Consider the following 14,761-nt stretch of genomic DNA (forward strand, 5'->3'; position numbering starts at 1 on the left):
GCTCCTCCATCATATATTGATATTAAATGATACGCCTTCAAGATTTAGCCAGAGAGATGCGGCAGTTGATCCTAAATATACCGCCCCATCTTCTGTTACTTCCACTGTCGTAGCCACCGGAGCTGCGTTGAAAGAAAGTACATTAAATATCCGTCTGGTTTTTGGACGGTATCCTGCTGGTAAGATAAACAGTCTCGTCCCTGCATCCGTACCGCTGCCTTTAATTAATCCCCTTACATGTACATATTCGATTGAATCTTTAGTATATTGTACAGACGGATACCCAGATGAATACTGGCTCCATCCATTTAGCAGTGTCGGCGTAATCCATGCAGGAGAATCCTTTTCGGCCTTCTTACTTTCCACAACGCTGATCCGAGCAGTGGCCTGTTGAACGTCCTGTACCAAGTCCGTAAGCAACGCCTTTTCGTTCTCGGATACCGTTCCGACAAATGCTGCTACCGGAGATGTGTCCAGCATCAGGTATGTGACGCTGTAAGGTTCTGATTGTTTGAGATATTGTGGAGGTATTTTTATTTGATATAAGCCGTAAGCATTCGCGTTAGCTTGGAACTCTGCATTATTGACAACTCTACCACTTGAGTACAACGCTAATATCTTTGCTGTACGGTATTTCAGTTGAGAGCCAAGAGTATTAGAGTTAATAAAGTAATTAGCCCCATCAGATATAGCCTTAGCACCTTCCCGCAACACAAGCCCCGTTCCGACCTCAATATGGTTATTGCCCTCAATAAACGTAAATTGTCCCTCTGACGTGATAGGTTCGACAGTAGCCGTTGTAAGCTGGTAGATCAGTTGGTACGGTGTCCAGTTTGGCGCTTGTGTCGTAGGCAATATATTAGTAGCATCTGCCCAACTACGTACTACTCCATCTGATCTCCGTGCCCACCATTTTATTCCTGTACCGTTGTATACATTATTTGTAGGCACATCTGGACTATTGCCCACACCTGTACCCGCTGCTCCGTTGAACATTGTCCATCCCATGAAATACGCTTTAATCTCGTCGGCTGTTGGATTGTATGAATCTCCCCATCCGCTGTCTGAATTAGACACAACGACAAAAAGTTGACGACCTGCGTCCGCTTCAAATGTATAACTACCGGCGCCCGCCGTACTCTGTCCGACTTTCATAACCTTTCCATCATATTTCGTCATTGAAGATTTATCATGATCAATCCAATTAAATGAAAGATTATCTACACGAACACGCTTAACGCCCGATGCCGAATCATTCATGACCCAATTCAAAGATTTAAAATCATCAAATGTTGACCACTTCGCCAATTTGAAATATCGCCCGTCCTTCTCGAACACTTCGTCAGCATTCTCACCTGTTACTGGATCAGCGAATAGATCCGTTTGCATTGTCAGTATGGTGTCTTCACGCGGTTTGAATGGTTTGGGCGTGGAACCGATATTAAGCATTGGGTTTTCGATTTTATACGCCCCAGCCCCTTGAACTTGCACCCTTACGTAAAATTCGCGAGTTTCTTCTGTCGCGGTGAACGAAGCATATACAGCCCCCGCGTTGTTTGCTATTGGCGCAGTTTTGGATTTATTAATAATTTGCATATAACCGTTCTCAAAATTACCGCCTCCGCTTATCGTCAAAGTTGTACCCACAGGAACACTAATAAGTGGTGAGTCCGTAGGTTGATTTGCGGCTGTCGCTGTGCCCGTTAAAGTATAAGGACCTTCAACCATGGCATTGACTCCGTCGTTAACTAACCATTCGTAAAACGGTGGCAGTAAATTCTCGCCGTAGCGAATCGCATACGGATTTCGCACGGGTTGAACGCTATCAACGTAGGGATACTTAGCGTTAACCTGTTCCGGCGTCATGCTGTCCAGTGCAGCGTATTCATCTGCGGTGATTTCATAAAATCTCACAGCATCAAAATACGCATATTGACCCGTAGCGCTACTATTAGTTTGTATAATTACCGATCCAACGACATCCGATGTAGGCGCATATGCCCTCCACAAAGGTACGAACTTAGTAGTATCGGAAGTAACGTTGACGCCTTTCGTTGCCGTTAATCCATTGCAATAAAAGGAGGCGTTCGTCGCATTGCCATTTTTGGCGTCTACTACAGCAATGTAAAACTTGTTTGCTTTGGCATTGATCGTATTTACAGCTGTCGCCGTGGCAAAAGCACCCGAGGTAACCGTTAACTTAATTCCGTTGGAGCCTTCGGTCTTGTTTGCGGGATCTATTGAGGCTGCGCCTTGAAACAACAGCCACCGAGCGGCACTCTCAAAGTTACCATCACGCCCCAACAAGTTCACCAGCGTACGACCCTTCAATCCTTCCAACTTAAATGCCGAGGCACGTTCAGCATTAATAATTTGCAATCCAGGCTCCAACGTCACTGATCTACGCTTCTCCGTATCCAGCCGCTCTTGAATACTACTCACCTGTGCCGCGGTTTCCTCAGCCTTTTCTACGACTTGCCCTACACCCTCATCAATCTTCTCCCAGTTCTGATCCAAATACTTATCCAGATCAAAATAGGTTGTCGATGGAGAGGAACGGTCAATCTTATTCAATCCCAAATTTGGTGTTTTTGGTTCATTCATTTAAGCTCCACCTCCTGCAAATTTATCCTGCCGGGTCTGTTCAATCTCATCCAGCGTCATGCTCTCAACTTCCGAAATCGTCAAATACCGCAGACGGTACTCCACGGTCATATGTGCTGGTTTGATATCCTCAATCGCTGCCTTCAGATCGTCCAGATTGGGCGGCAGTCCATACGTATCCACAAAACGGATTATAATCCGGTATTTGCTCGGCTCAACCGATACCTCAATCCCACCGCTCTCGTATGCCTGTGCCACATTCCTCAGCATCGAACCAGAGACTTTGCCACTGCCGCGCATTTTGGAGATGATTACGGATCTCCGCTGGTCGTCTGGCTTGGCTTGATTCGTAGAAATCTGCAAATCCCGCTCGTAACGTTCCAATGCCCAGGTTGCAGACTCTGGGTAGAATTGGTCCAGCACACTTTCTAAACCAACAGTAAGCTTGTCCAGCTCAACACCTTCGGTCTCTGTAAGAAGCTGCATCTCCAGCACATTTTCATACAACGGGGGCAAAAGATTCATTAATACCTGTGCTTTACTCATGTCACCTTCACCGTCCCAAGAACGGCTACTGCGCCGGGGGCAATCTCCAGATTGGACATACCACCGTTCACCAGCAGATCGCTATAATCGATTACGGGCGGAATATCCAGAATGACATTCGCAATCCGTGTCCAACGAACCAACGGATCGGCAAAAGCAAGTTCTTTCAGATATGCCGTAACTCCCGTTTCAATCAGTGTCTTCACACCCTCGTAAGTTGAACCAGAAGCAAGCGTGACCTGCACCTCAACATCAACAGGAACCTCTTCCGCTCCCACTACTGTGACTACAGGTCCAATTGGAGCAGCACCTTCGCCCATTCCATCCTGGGTCGGATCGATATATTCTTGCACTGTCTCGATAACCGCCTCAGCAGGTGTTTGCATTTCGTTATTCAGCAAAGCCACTTTGACTGTACCTGGCCCGTCCCATAGTGGAAAAGCCTTCGCTTTGCCAACCCCGGAATTTTCCCGCGCCCATAACTCATACTGATATTTGTTGGCACTCGTAACCGGACGGGAAACTTTATCCTGATAGCGATCATACAAGGCCTGATCCGTTTCCTCGTCTTCTCCAGGAACCAGCAACTGTGTCAATTCAGCTATCGTTAGGCCGGCAATATAATCAATGGGCAGCAGTGCCCCCGTATATTCATTACCTTCCGCTCCCGCGACTTCACACTCCAACACATATTGCCCTGCCGCGACGCGCTCCACAACAACATACACCCGATCCCCCGTGGAAAAACGACTCTCCAAAAGAACCTCAACAGGCTTACCTTCGTTGTCCCGAAAACTTCCAGCCCAACGTGCCTTCGTGGCCGCTTTTCGACTAATGCCAGACCAAGCCACCGCGCGATCCAGATACTCTCCAGAAGCTGTATCCGCAAACTTCAGATTGGCGTTCACATCCAGCTCGATATACATCTGAGCCATTTCCACAGCCGCTGGCGCAAGTGCATCATAGATAATGCTGCCTTCACGTTTATCCACACCATCTGGTACCCTATCCAGCATTCGGTTTAAAATAACTTCAAATGTCTGCTCTTCATACATCCATGTTCACCTCCGTCTCCTCCCTGAAGCTGCCAAAATCTGTTTCCACGGTAAAAGACACCCGCACTCCATCGGCCTCGTGTACAAAATCGAACTCGGTTACATCCGATATACGATCATCCGGAAGCAATGCTTCGCGAATCCAGCGTTCCAGTTCCGATTCCACCATGGATCTCCCGGCTACTCCTTCCCAGGACCATTCCATGCCGTAATCCGAAGAGTAGATCAGATGCTCGTAGCGGCGTGTGGACAACGCTTTATACACGGCCTGTTTTACCGCATCTTTTCCATCCAGTTGCAATCTTCCAATTCGTTGTCCCGAAGCTTGAAATACATACGTTAGACTCGGAAGCACAGCAGCTTCTTCCTGATCTTCTGCACTTATCTGCGCACCCTGTGGAATCATGGATTCACCAGCCGATCCAGCACAACAAAGCTGTCTCCGCCTTGAACACGTAACAACAAGACATAGTCACCCACGGTCCAAGCTTTGTTCACTACGGATTCCGGCAGTACCAGAAAAGGTTCAGCCAATGCCAGCCTTTGTTCAACGGTGATCTCCAGAGGCTGAGTGTTTGTCACGCTTCCGTACATTATCTGAACGGGAGACTTGGCATCTACAGCGGCCACCGCCGCCTTTTTAATCACGTCCAGCATCATTTATCGTTACACCACCTTCAAATCCAGCGACATCGTGTGCACGCCCCCCTGTACCTTATGCGTACATTCGTCTACCAGAAAATATTGATTAATCTTCAGTTCATCGATCTGGATGTTGACAAAACTACCTGCCCTCACCTTGAAATCACCAAGCGCATCCACTTTCAACGTCTGCGTCTCGCGATTACGGAGGGTCATCAGGGTTTTCAGCATGGCATCAATCTGGCCTTCGTTCAGGCCATCATCCGCTTTTTGGTACAAAAAAAGCAGCCCCCATTGACGGATGCTGCCTGAATCCTGATGAACAAACGTTTCTCTTTTTCCCGTATCCTTGTTATCCCGGTACAGCTTGATTTTGTTATATGTCTGGTCGTCAATCGACCTTGTATAGCTGTAATCCGTGAGCAGACTGTTATCCCCAATGACAAAGCCATAAGGTATCTCTTCCACATCCCGAAGCACAAGCTTGCCGAAATCATCGTAGAAGATATAGTTTTTGCCGCCATAGATCAGCGTTCGGTCGAGCGCCTCACAGATCATGTCGATCAGCTTTTTGTTATCAAATAACATGCGCGGAATTACATATTTGGGCTGAATCAAATCGCCAGTCTTCAACAGAAAATCCTTTGCTATTCGTTTAATTACATCCGTAGCCGTTGCGTTAACGAACTTGTACGTCTGATTCGCGGTTAGATAGCGAGTCTGGTCGTAGGCTTTGATTTTGACACTTTCGTCCTTGCCGCTATCCAACGAGAAGATATATCCGTAAAATATGCCTACCTCGTTGCTGATATATTTCACAACATATCCATTCTCATAGGTGAATTTCTTATTCTGGTACAGACTGCCCTTGATCAACGTGAATTCCAGAGAGGAAGGTTTGCCGATACGGGAGGTTTTGTACGTAATGTCACCGGCAATTTCGCTAATGTCCCAGATGTTGCCCTGCTTGTCATCCAGTAATAACCGTTCCTTCATGTTGGCCAGCTTATCATCCAGCCTGATCTGCTCTTGCATATTCCCTCTCCTTTCACGGAAGCTTGATCACAAGTCCAATCGGCAGCTTCTTCAGTTGTGCATCTTTGATGCCATTCAGCTTTTGCAGCTCTTTCCAGCGAGATCCATCTCCCAGATGGGCTTTGGCTACAGACCACAAGGAGTCTCCAGCTTTGAGTGTGACGGTCTTGGGCTGGATCTTTTCATTGGGCCGGGAGGCTTTGGTTTTTGTTTTTGAAGCAGCCGTATCCTTGCTGTCCTTGAGTGGTACTACTTTTTTGGCGGCATAGAAAATGAACTGCTTCAGCTTGATATCATACTGGATATCCCCCACCGTACCCGCTGTCTCCTTCCAGTCGAAGCTCTCAATGGAAACCGCCATATTAATGGTGTACCTTGCACTGGAAAAGAACAGTCTGACGGGTCTGCCCGTCTGCATCCAACGGATGATCTTTTTCACATATTCATAGGGATCACGGTAAAACTGCTTCTGAATTGCCGGATGTCTAGCATCGTAGTTCAGATGATACGGGCTGTAGTCTGCCGGAAAAATCCCGCTGAAACTGACTTCACGCAGCTTCGGCGATTTGATCACGTTAATTTCACCCAAAGCGCTAACGTTAAACGTACTGCCGTCTCCCGAATCCGAAAACTCAATGCTTTCTGGTGTCACCGGGAAAAACATGTATTCGGAGCGGTTATTGAAACTCAGTTGAATATAATATTCCACTTATCCATACACCCCCTGGGCACTGGAGACGATCTGACTGTTCAGTCCATCGGTGATTTTGCTGATGATGCTGTCCACATCATGTCCGCTGTTGATATCACCCGTGGTGACCTGAACAGTTGGCGTCAGACTGACGAATCGTTGAATCGCCTGCATCTCTGCAAGCTCACGCATCAGTTTCAAGTCCTCGCTAGTTACATCCACTGTGCCATCCACGTCACCGATCTTGTCCACCTGTCCGATATTGTTGATTTTGTTGATGTTACTCATGTTGCTATTGGGAACAACGGTGGGAGCAGGTGCAGTTGGTATCGATGGCATAGGAGGTGTTTTCGGTATTTCGGGTGTGAAGTCTTTGCCAAAATTACCTGGTAGACCTTTATCCTTGGAGTCATCCTTCGGGTTGGAAGAGAACTTAGAAACCCACTCCTCAGCCTTTATCTGACCCTCCCCATATACACTGGGATTATATTCTCCGTCCATTCGCATAGACTCAAATACATTTTTGTCGCTCTGTGGCTCCATAGACTTCAGAGTGTCCATCCAACTCTTAATGTTCTTGCTGCCAATGTTAATATCCGATTCGGACATCACACTCAGGTTCGTACCAAAGGTATCATTGATAAATGAAGCAACATCGCTAATGGCCCCTACAGCCCTTTTAAGAAAATCCTCGATACCTACCATAACATTGTAAAGAGTTTGTAAAACAAACATGCCTAGGTCATAGAACAACTTTTGAATTGCGTAGACAGGATCAATAAACAGGTTAATCAAGAAATCTGCCAATGAAGCAAATATGTTCCACACGGTAGCAATTACCACTCTGATGATCTCGCCAAGCATCATAAATGTACCAATAATAGCCCCGAGAATATCGGTACCGGTTGCTCCGAACATTTGGAAAATCATAATCATTGCAGCAATTGCTGCGATGATCAGCAATATAGGCCAGTTTACAGCCAACCATGCTACAGCAAGCAAAAACACTTCAGCGATCACAATGCCAAGTGAGATAATCATGTTGTAAAGCAGCACCATAGCAATAGCAGTCAAAATAGGTGCTATGATAGCCCAATTTTCTTGCACAACTGTAGCAAAATTGATGAACCCGTCCACGATAAATGCCACCACCTGAGCAATAATTGCGAAGGCCCCACCAATCCATTCGATGAAAGCACTGAACTGACCTGAGCTTATTGCTTCGTTTAATCGGTCAAGCACAGGAGATAAAACTTCCAAAGCTCTTGTCCCGATTTCAGATAGTATTCCATTGAACTGATTCACGAGAGCCGTCCATTTTTGCAATGGAGAATCCAGCATTGTATCAAAGGCTTCTTGTGTGTAACCTTGCATTTCAAGAACCGTCTGCAAACCTTGTATAAAACCGTCAAGGTCTTTAGTCTGTATAAATTCATCCAATCCAGCCCCGGTCAATGCACTTTCCGGTATGTTAAATTGACTCGCCAAATCAGTATTCTTTCCATTCATGGCACTAACAATAGCCTTGGATGCATCTGATAAACTTTTATTATCCGGTGACAACATACTCAATCTTTGAGTCATTTCATTTAACTGATCTACCTGCCCTGTATTTTGTGCCAATGGCAAGAAGCCCAGAGAAGATTTAAGCGAATCATTGACATCCTGACCGCTCTTGGAGGCTTGATCTCGATACTTATTATAGATGCTTTCCCCGAGCACCGGATCTTCTGCGGCAACCATGTAACGATACTTGAAGTCTTCTTGTTCAGCAGCCGCTTTTAACACGACACTTCCAGCGGACTTTACCATTTGCATCCACTTGGAGAGTTTGCTCAGATTATCACCTAACGAATCACTTGTATCATCGACCGTATCTTCCAACTTTTCCATCAGATTAATCGTTACATTCAATTGTTGATTGATTTGATTAAAATGGTTGGTCGTGTTCGTCTGGTTAAATTGGTTCAGATTAATCCGGTTAATCTGGTTGAAATTATTAAGGATCTCGGTTGTTCTTACTTGAACCAGATTTAGATTATTGATCAGGGTATTCATGGACGGAGGACTAATTACATCGATCCTTGTATCGGACATCTATTTCTCCCTCCTTTCCTTTTTATTTCTTCCGGGCGCGGCTCTTGGACCGCTCTTTCTTCTCTTCCTCCACCCGGATGGAGATCATTGCATAGATGGCCGCTCGTTCTCGCATGGAGAAGGCCATTAGCTCATGCGGCAAAATATTCAATTCATGGAGAGCGTAATAAGCCAGATTGGCTTCGGAATCGCCCTCTTTAATTAGTTTTTTACGTCATCCACCAGTTCGTTCATATCCTGATTGAAGCCGTTCAGCTTCTGGACCTGTTCACCGAGAGAAGCAAATTCCCCAGGCAACAGCATTTTCCGCAAAAGCGATTCCGCCCCCATCACGCCATATGACCGCTGTAGTTCTGCGTTTTTCAAATCGGGAAATACTACACTTGCGCTCATCAGGCGAGCCATGTAATCATTCGCATCGATGTCGGGTGTGTAGACACCGTTCTTACCCTTAATTTTACGGGTAGCCGCTTTGCGGCATTCCTGGTTTTCGTCCTCGGTCATGCTGCGCAGTTTCCAGGCAACCGGTTCGCCTTTTTCATCTTTGAATCGGGGGGAAACGATAAACTCCTCCGTTGTATCCGTTGCTGCATTTTGGGCAAAAAACATACTCAATCCACTCATGTATTGTTCCTCCTCTAAAGTTAGGCTCCCCGCCGCAAGAAGCGGCGAAGAGCAGAATTTTGACACGCCAAATAGCCCGTAACACAGGCAAGTTGAACAGGTTTCTTTTACAAACCCACTGCTAAGTTAAACTGTTTATAAATCTTAAATTACTATGCTTTCCACGCTAAATTACTTAGGAAGATTGAACGATACAGGCATATCGACATCTTCAAAAGTAAAGCTCACTTCTTCCTCCAACGCCTCAGCCTCGGTATCCAGAGATGCCATGATCACACTGTCGAGGTTGACGCCTTTGAGGGTCACGGTCTGTTTGCCAATCGTGGACGAAGGATCTTCGTTGGTCAATTCAATGTCGAAGTACGTGTCCACACCATTCTGCATGTACTGGAGCATCAGCTCGCGGAAACGGGATGTGGTATAAAAGATCGTCATGGAACCCGAGCCAGACCAACCGGTTGCTTTGTGCTGTACGCCGCGGCGACCCAACGTTTTGACCTCTGCTTTTTGTTTCTCTACCGTTGCTTCCAGTGTCTTCACATAGAACATTTCTTCCGTCTGTCCGTTAATCGTTGCGTATGCGCGGCCTTCCTGGCCGGAGATTGTGTCACTTGCTTTCAAAAATGCCATCTTAAACCACCTTCACTTTCATATATACTTTTTCAACGGAATCCACAGGTTGGACCTGAATCTCGATCAGAATGCTGTCGGTTTCATTGCCTGGAGCAACAGTGATATCTGTTTTGGAATCAAAATTTTGAATCGCCCCAATATCCTGAAGTTGCTTCAGGTAAGTAACACATTGGGAACGGAACAGGCTGCGCCCATCTTCGTTGTTGTTCACTTTGCCGATGTAATAGGACTCGAAAATGCGTTTCATATCGTTAGCGATGCCATCGAGAACACGCACCACACGATTTTTGGCAAAATGACGTGCCTTATCCGGTGTCACCGAACGGAACGTATTTACATCCTGCTCCACGACCGCGCGGTTACTGCTCGCCGTAAACACAAACTCGCCGTTGCGCAATGCTGCTTCTGTCTCACTATGTGTCAATCGTCCGTTCACATCCACGGCATCGTCATACGCACGGAACGTCAGGGATTCATTCAGGTTAGCTCCCGCTGTTGCGCCAGCAGTCCATGCTACGGTTTGTTTCGGCGTAAGAACGGTACCGTCTGCGAGCACAACACCATTTTTGACACTGATAATCCCTTCATGATCTGCAGCCGGATAATCAGACAGAACCAGTTGCACCTTCTTGCCTTCGGTATCACGCAAACGCTTGATGTAAGCTGTGTAGACTGATTTGAGTGTGGCATCGTCTGAGATCAGACCAACCGTGTTAAAATCCAGTACTTCCAGCTTGGTCAGGAAATCGGAATGCTCCTGGTTCGTTGCTGTACCATCCAAGCCACCTGTTAGTGGAAGTGACGCTGTAGCTGTAAGTGCACCTTCACCAGTAAATGTGACGTATGCGTTCGATTCCAGAGCTTCGATGGTAGACGCGGTTTGTTTGTCCACTTCTTTACCCGCAAGCAAAGTGGAAACGTCCAGTTGTTCCGGGTCATTGATATTGCCGGAGATTACAACTGCCAGATCATTACCACGCACACCGCCGTGATGGGCTGTCACTGTCAGTTTATCCAAGGTTGCCTTGGCTTTGGTACCTGCATTGAGTCGATACAGAAGCAACGTCTGCGCCCGTTTCAATGCCTCACGGATCAGCAGCAATTGCGGTGCTGTCCAGTCATAGCCGAGTTTGGCTTGTACATCTTCACCTGCTTGTAACGTCAGGATTGTGCCTGTTTGCCCCCATGACAATGGAAGCGCCAAAGCCACCGTTCCCCGCTCCCCTACCGTACCCGGCAATGAGCCCTCTGATGCAAAATTCATATATACGCCGGGGCGTACCTTGTTTTGTGTCGTCCATGTTCCTCCAGCCATTATTGTGCCTCCCCATTCATAAATTGTTGGATGTGTTGCTGTGCTTCTTGCAAGGTGTATGTTTCTTGTTCCAGTAGAACTGCTGCCAAAATGTCTTTCTCCATCCGGCTGAGTTGCCGGGATTCGGCGAACTGTGCTTTGCTGTATTTCGGATTGGTTTGCTGGTTGTTTTTCTGTTTGGTTTCCGGGTTCTTAGGGTCCGGTTCCTTTTTCGTAAACATTGCCAATGCGCCTCCTATTCCTTTCATGTAAATCCCTCGTTTGATTATTATTCGTTCGCACCTTTAAGTGTCGTTGGTCGCTGTTCCAGTTGTTGCATGGGCGTGGCGGACTCCGACACTTTAGTGGTTCGCATCGTGTAATACACCAGCAGCTTGGGTATCTGCCCCCATGTTTTCCATCGCAATTCGGTAGCACGATACGGCGTCCCTTCTACTTCAATGGTCTCCAGTGCTTCACAGAGCCTGTCGGGTAAAGTGTCTGGAATGTTGCTTGCATCGAGCCAGCAGATTTCGAAGGTATGGAACTGCACGAAGCGATCACTGCGTTCTCGGGTAAGTTTGGCAGACAACAAGCGGTAGGTGAGGCCTTGGGTGTCTGGAGCAGGTGTGCTGCCGCCATTTGATGGGTGGACCGGGATGTCAGGGAAATGCTGTGTGAGCGTGTTTGCGATGGCATTAGTTAGTTGGTTTGTGGTCATGGTTCACCTCCTTTGGGGTTGGAAATTTGAAATAAGTTAGTCTTCCTATCTAACAAGGACTAGCATCCGATCTTACTTGTTATGAATATACGTTCAGACCTGGTCATGTGAAAGACGTAATCGGTTCACCCTGTTGCCTCCATTTTCAATGATGGACAGGAGCTCATTCACGGTATAAAAAAGACGACTGCATCCTAAACATGTGACCATCACCTAAGATGCCGTCCACCAAATGGCCGACAACCACCATGGCAAAAATAAGCGCCTTACGTGCAATGCCAAGCCATTCCATATTGTTCTTGAGCGTGCCTGTCATGGCTGCCACCGCAAACCCTGTCAGGTAGTGCAACGCGCCAAACACCAGCGACGCACCTTGCACACCCGACCACCCACCGAAAAAATATGATGCCACTACGCTACCTACGGCCATAATCCATTTGCCTACAGTTTCCACAATGAATCCCTGTCTTTTTGTAATAGGAAAAGCCCCCTGACCACTCCAGAGGGCATAATATTTATAAACCGAAAACTTGCACAGTAACGTTTCCTTGGTTTGACGGATATCCGCCATAACTTATGCTGAAACTGACAGAATTACTACCAAACACCACATTGGTCATAGCAGCGCTGGAAGAACCGTAATAACCCTGAGCTCCTGGCCCTCCGATAGTGACTGTATTCCCCGATTCGTTGACGTAAGCGCCAATCGTACCGGAAGCCCTTACGTCAACGGTCGAACCACCAGTATTATCCGATTTAACACCACTCACAAACACCATGACCATGTATGGTTTGAACGGAATGTTGGATATAGTGCCGCCTGCATACCACACGCTTGCATTATAAACTCTATATGGTTGTTTAATCGCAGTTACCTTGTCCGCCAACTGCACCCATGTGTCATTTGTGGATGCACTACCACCCTTGGCGTTAATGGCACCCACAATGCCGTTCTTAGCATCAACGCCAGATTGCTTTACCGCTTCGATTTGTCCGTAAAGGGCGAGGGTGTCTCGTTCCATAGTGTAGGGAACATCAACGCCAGATTGCGATTCCATGAAGCCGATCCTGCCGAAACCTTTCGTAGCAAAATTGGCGTTACTAACGACAAGCCTAACCTTGATAGCAGACACACCCGATGGGATAAGCACAAACTTAGCCTTTCGGTGCCACCATCTTTGAGGGTCTGCAACTAAGCTATCTATAGTAACGTCTGAATCCGCATTTTTGATTTCGATAAGCACTGCGGCTCCAGCGGCTACACCTGCTGTGTGAAACATCGCTTGCAACAAGTAATTATGTCCTGAATCAACTCCGATTATCTCGCTATCCAAAACGGCGTACTGTTGCGCGGACACCGCTTCGGTTACAAAAAACATCCCACCCAATGTAGGATTGACAGTTGTTGAGAATGGTACAGCGCCCACATTTGTCCAATAATTCATCCCGATCAAGCCAGATGAATTTTTAACAAGGTTAGCATTAATAATTTCTGAGGGCTTGCGGAAGTTATTATCAGCGTATGCCTTAGCAGCATCCAGTAACGCGGTATAATCGTCAATGTTAAGGATACGTTTAAGCGTTGGTGTAAAAGCTGTGCCTGCTGTTGTAGCAATCGCGCCCATATCAAACATCCAAGCCCCTTGAAGCCCTGCTCCCAGCCGAAAGACAATACCCCGAGCCCCCATCGTTGCATGGGTGTTGCGGTAACGATATACCACGCCAGCAGCATCCAGATAACAGTTATGACCATACAATACATATCCACCACTGCTGGCGCTAATGTCACCCCAGCTACTTATCCGCAAGGGTCCCGTCAAAGCACCGCCTGTACGTGGCAAGCTTGATGCGTTAGCAGCTGCTAACACATCATTTACCGCCTTCTCCGTTGCAGCCACCGTTTCAGACGTGCCGTCCGTCTTGCTCGACAACTGCACCTTCCCTTTCTGCGTCAAAGACGCATCAGGAATATCCATCTGACTTATCGCTTCACGAAGCGTATCCAAATCCGCCTGCGTTGCCACACCAGCATCAATCTTTTCAAAAATTTCGTTAATACTCTCCCGGTTTACGGTCTCATTCCCCAAAGGAAGAGGTAATTTCAGTCGATCTGTTTCTTGTGGCATTATGCCCACACCTCCAGTTCATTCCACGTCAAGGACGCGGCGTCCAGTTCATCCCATGTTTTCTGCTTCTTGTCCAGATCGTCCCAGACCAGATAACGGTATTTATATTCCACGGCCATATGGGCCGGTTTCAATTCTTCAATCGCCCGTTTGAGATCGTCGATATTGGGCGGGATACCCATCGTGTCTACAAAGCTCACCGTAAAACTCCACGCTTCCGGCTGAAACGTTACATCCACTTTACCCCCGGCGTACGCCTCAGCCACATTCGCAACCAATCTTCCAGAGAACTTCCCGGCACCACGTAGCTTCGACTCAACCACGGCACGCCTTTGTTCCACAGGTTTGAGACGATCCGTCTCAATGCCAAGCTCCTGTTCCCAGAAGTCCAGCCCCCACGTTGCTGTACGGACAAAAGACTGCGCCAACGTCTCATCCAGCGCCTGATACAGCAGATCCATCTCGGTGCCTTTGGCCTGCATATCGGCCTGCATGACACGCGAAGTCTCATAATACCTTGGCAAATACGAGAACAGCTCCCGCCCTTTCTCACTCGTCAATCCAACATCTACAATAGAAGGAGCACTCATGCCCTGTCCCCTCCCTTCCTTTCACATCAACATGGAGCGTCTCGCTCACCAGCTCCAACCCGGATCGGCGTACTTCTCCCAATCTTCCTCGGTCTCCGTACTC

16 protein-coding genes are annotated in these 14,761 nt (G+C 47.3%); all 16 read right to left on the bottom strand.

Translation table 11 applies throughout. The annotated features are described in order from the left end of the window. Positions 1–9 precede the first annotated feature (9 nt). Positions 10–2,604, bottom strand: coding sequence for a hypothetical protein (locus QF049_RS17120; protein ID WP_307539111.1), 2,595 nt, complete (start codon positions 2,602–2,604; stop codon positions 10–12). Further along, a complete protein-coding gene (locus tag QF049_RS17125; RefSeq protein ID WP_307539113.1) occupies positions 2,605–3,150 on the bottom strand; it encodes a putative phage tail protein in 546 nt (181 codons plus the stop codon). After that, positions 3,147–4,205 carry a baseplate J/gp47 family protein gene (locus QF049_RS17130; RefSeq protein ID WP_307539115.1) on the bottom strand — a complete coding sequence of 353 codons (1,059 nt, stop codon included), beginning with the start codon at positions 4,203–4,205 and terminating at the stop codon, positions 3,147–3,149. The genes QF049_RS17125 and QF049_RS17130 overlap by 4 nt, the downstream gene beginning before the upstream one ends. After that, positions 4,198–4,611, bottom strand: a complete 414-nt coding sequence (locus QF049_RS17135) for a DUF2634 domain-containing protein (protein ID WP_307539117.1) — start codon at positions 4,609–4,611, stop codon at positions 4,198–4,200. Before QF049_RS17135 ends, QF049_RS17130 begins: the two co-directional genes overlap by 8 nt. Next, on the bottom strand, positions 4,608–4,865 hold the full coding sequence (locus QF049_RS17140) for a DUF2577 family protein (protein ID WP_307539119.1): 258 nt from the start codon (positions 4,863–4,865) through the stop codon (positions 4,608–4,610). Before QF049_RS17140 ends, QF049_RS17135 begins: the two co-directional genes overlap by 4 nt. A gap of 6 nt (positions 4,866–4,871) precedes the next feature. Further along, a complete protein-coding gene (locus tag QF049_RS17145) occupies positions 4,872–5,882 on the bottom strand; it encodes an XkdQ/YqbQ family protein (protein WP_307539121.1) in 1,011 nt (336 codons plus the stop codon). 13 nt (positions 5,883–5,895) lie between these two features. Beyond that, positions 5,896–6,591 (bottom strand): LysM peptidoglycan-binding domain-containing protein, encoded by a 696-nt coding sequence (locus QF049_RS17150; protein WP_074093888.1) that lies wholly within the window; start codon positions 6,589–6,591, stop codon positions 5,896–5,898. Next, positions 6,592–8,670: a phage tail tape measure protein gene (locus QF049_RS17155; RefSeq protein ID WP_307539123.1), complete on the bottom strand. Its 2,079-nt coding sequence runs from the start codon at positions 8,668–8,670 to the stop codon at positions 6,592–6,594. A gap of 201 nt (positions 8,671–8,871) precedes the next feature. Further along, a complete protein-coding gene (locus QF049_RS17160; RefSeq protein ID WP_111620520.1) occupies positions 8,872–9,294 on the bottom strand; it encodes a phage tail assembly chaperone in 423 nt (140 codons plus the stop codon). 171 nt (positions 9,295–9,465) lie between these two features. After that, positions 9,466–9,924, bottom strand: a complete 459-nt coding sequence (locus QF049_RS17165; RefSeq protein ID WP_307539126.1) for a phage tail tube protein — start codon at positions 9,922–9,924, stop codon at positions 9,466–9,468. Position 9,925: 1 nt separating this feature from the next. Then, positions 9,926–11,242 (bottom strand): phage tail sheath family protein, encoded by a 1,317-nt coding sequence (locus QF049_RS17170; protein WP_307539128.1) that lies wholly within the window; start codon positions 11,240–11,242, stop codon positions 9,926–9,928. Then, complete coding sequence (locus QF049_RS17175; protein ID WP_307539129.1) at positions 11,242–11,463, bottom strand: YqzN/YkzM domain-containing protein; 222 nt, start codon at positions 11,461–11,463, stop codon at positions 11,242–11,244. The genes QF049_RS17170 and QF049_RS17175 overlap by 1 nt, the downstream gene beginning before the upstream one ends. A gap of 47 nt (positions 11,464–11,510) precedes the next feature. Then, positions 11,511–11,942 carry a phage tail terminator family protein gene (locus QF049_RS17180; protein WP_307539132.1) on the bottom strand — a complete coding sequence of 144 codons (432 nt, stop codon included), beginning with the start codon at positions 11,940–11,942 and terminating at the stop codon, positions 11,511–11,513. Between the two features lie 163 nt (positions 11,943–12,105). Further along, positions 12,106–12,513, bottom strand: a complete 408-nt coding sequence (locus tag QF049_RS17185; RefSeq protein ID WP_307539134.1) for a phage holin family protein — start codon at positions 12,511–12,513, stop codon at positions 12,106–12,108. Then, on the bottom strand, positions 12,458–14,068 hold the full coding sequence (locus tag QF049_RS17190) for a phage tail protein (protein WP_307539136.1): 1,611 nt from the start codon (positions 14,066–14,068) through the stop codon (positions 12,458–12,460). Before QF049_RS17190 ends, QF049_RS17185 begins: the two co-directional genes overlap by 56 nt. Continuing rightward, the gene (locus tag QF049_RS17195; RefSeq protein WP_307539139.1) at positions 14,068–14,658 is read right to left on the bottom strand and encodes a YmfQ family protein; all 591 of its coding nucleotides are present in this window, start codon (positions 14,656–14,658) and stop codon (positions 14,068–14,070) included. The genes QF049_RS17190 and QF049_RS17195 overlap by 1 nt, the downstream gene beginning before the upstream one ends. Positions 14,659–14,761: the final 103 nt, after the last annotated feature.

Source organism: Paenibacillus sp. W4I10 (genome assembly GCF_030816325.1).
GTDB lineage: Bacteria > Bacillota > Bacilli > Paenibacillales > Paenibacillaceae > Paenibacillus > Paenibacillus amylolyticus_B.

Excerpts from the sequence above, each read along its gene's own strand:
- QF049_RS17135 (WP_307539117.1), bottom strand. The coding sequence starts at position 4,611 with ATGATTCCACAGGGTGCGCAGATAAGTGCAGAAGATCAGGAAGAAGCT.
- QF049_RS17140 (WP_307539119.1), bottom strand. The coding sequence starts at position 4,865 with ATGATGCTGGACGTGATTAAAAAGGCGGCGGTGGCCGCTGTAGATGCC.
- QF049_RS17180 (WP_307539132.1), bottom strand. The coding sequence starts at position 11,942 with ATGACCACAAACCAACTAACTAATGCCATCGCAAACACGCTCACACAG.
- QF049_RS17190 (WP_307539136.1), bottom strand. The coding sequence starts at position 14,068 with ATGCCACAAGAAACAGATCGACTGAAATTACCTCTTCCTTTGGGGAAT.
- QF049_RS17195 (WP_307539139.1), bottom strand. The coding sequence starts at position 14,658 with ATGAGTGCTCCTTCTATTGTAGATGTTGGATTGACGAGTGAGAAAGGG.
- QF049_RS17120 (WP_307539111.1), bottom strand. The coding sequence starts at position 2,604 with ATGAATGAACCAAAAACACCAAATTTGGGATTGAATAAGATTGACCGT.
- QF049_RS17155 (WP_307539123.1), bottom strand. The coding sequence starts at position 8,670 with ATGTCCGATACAAGGATCGATGTAATTAGTCCTCCGTCCATGAATACC.
- QF049_RS17165 (WP_307539126.1), bottom strand. The coding sequence starts at position 9,924 with ATGGCATTTTTGAAAGCAAGTGACACAATCTCCGGCCAGGAAGGCCGC.
- QF049_RS17125 (WP_307539113.1), bottom strand. The coding sequence starts at position 3,150 with ATGAGTAAAGCACAGGTATTAATGAATCTTTTGCCCCCGTTGTATGAA.
- QF049_RS17175 (WP_307539129.1), bottom strand. The coding sequence starts at position 11,463 with ATGTTTACGAAAAAGGAACCGGACCCTAAGAACCCGGAAACCAAACAG.
- QF049_RS17145 (WP_307539121.1), bottom strand. The coding sequence starts at position 5,882 with ATGCAAGAGCAGATCAGGCTGGATGATAAGCTGGCCAACATGAAGGAA.
- QF049_RS17160 (WP_111620520.1), bottom strand. The coding sequence starts at position 9,294 with ATGAGTGGATTGAGTATGTTTTTTGCCCAAAATGCAGCAACGGATACA.
- QF049_RS17185 (WP_307539134.1), bottom strand. The coding sequence starts at position 12,513 with ATGGCGGATATCCGTCAAACCAAGGAAACGTTACTGTGCAAGTTTTCG.
- QF049_RS17170 (WP_307539128.1), bottom strand. The coding sequence starts at position 11,242 with ATGGCTGGAGGAACATGGACGACACAAAACAAGGTACGCCCCGGCGTA.
- QF049_RS17130 (WP_307539115.1), bottom strand. The coding sequence starts at position 4,205 with ATGTATGAAGAGCAGACATTTGAAGTTATTTTAAACCGAATGCTGGAT.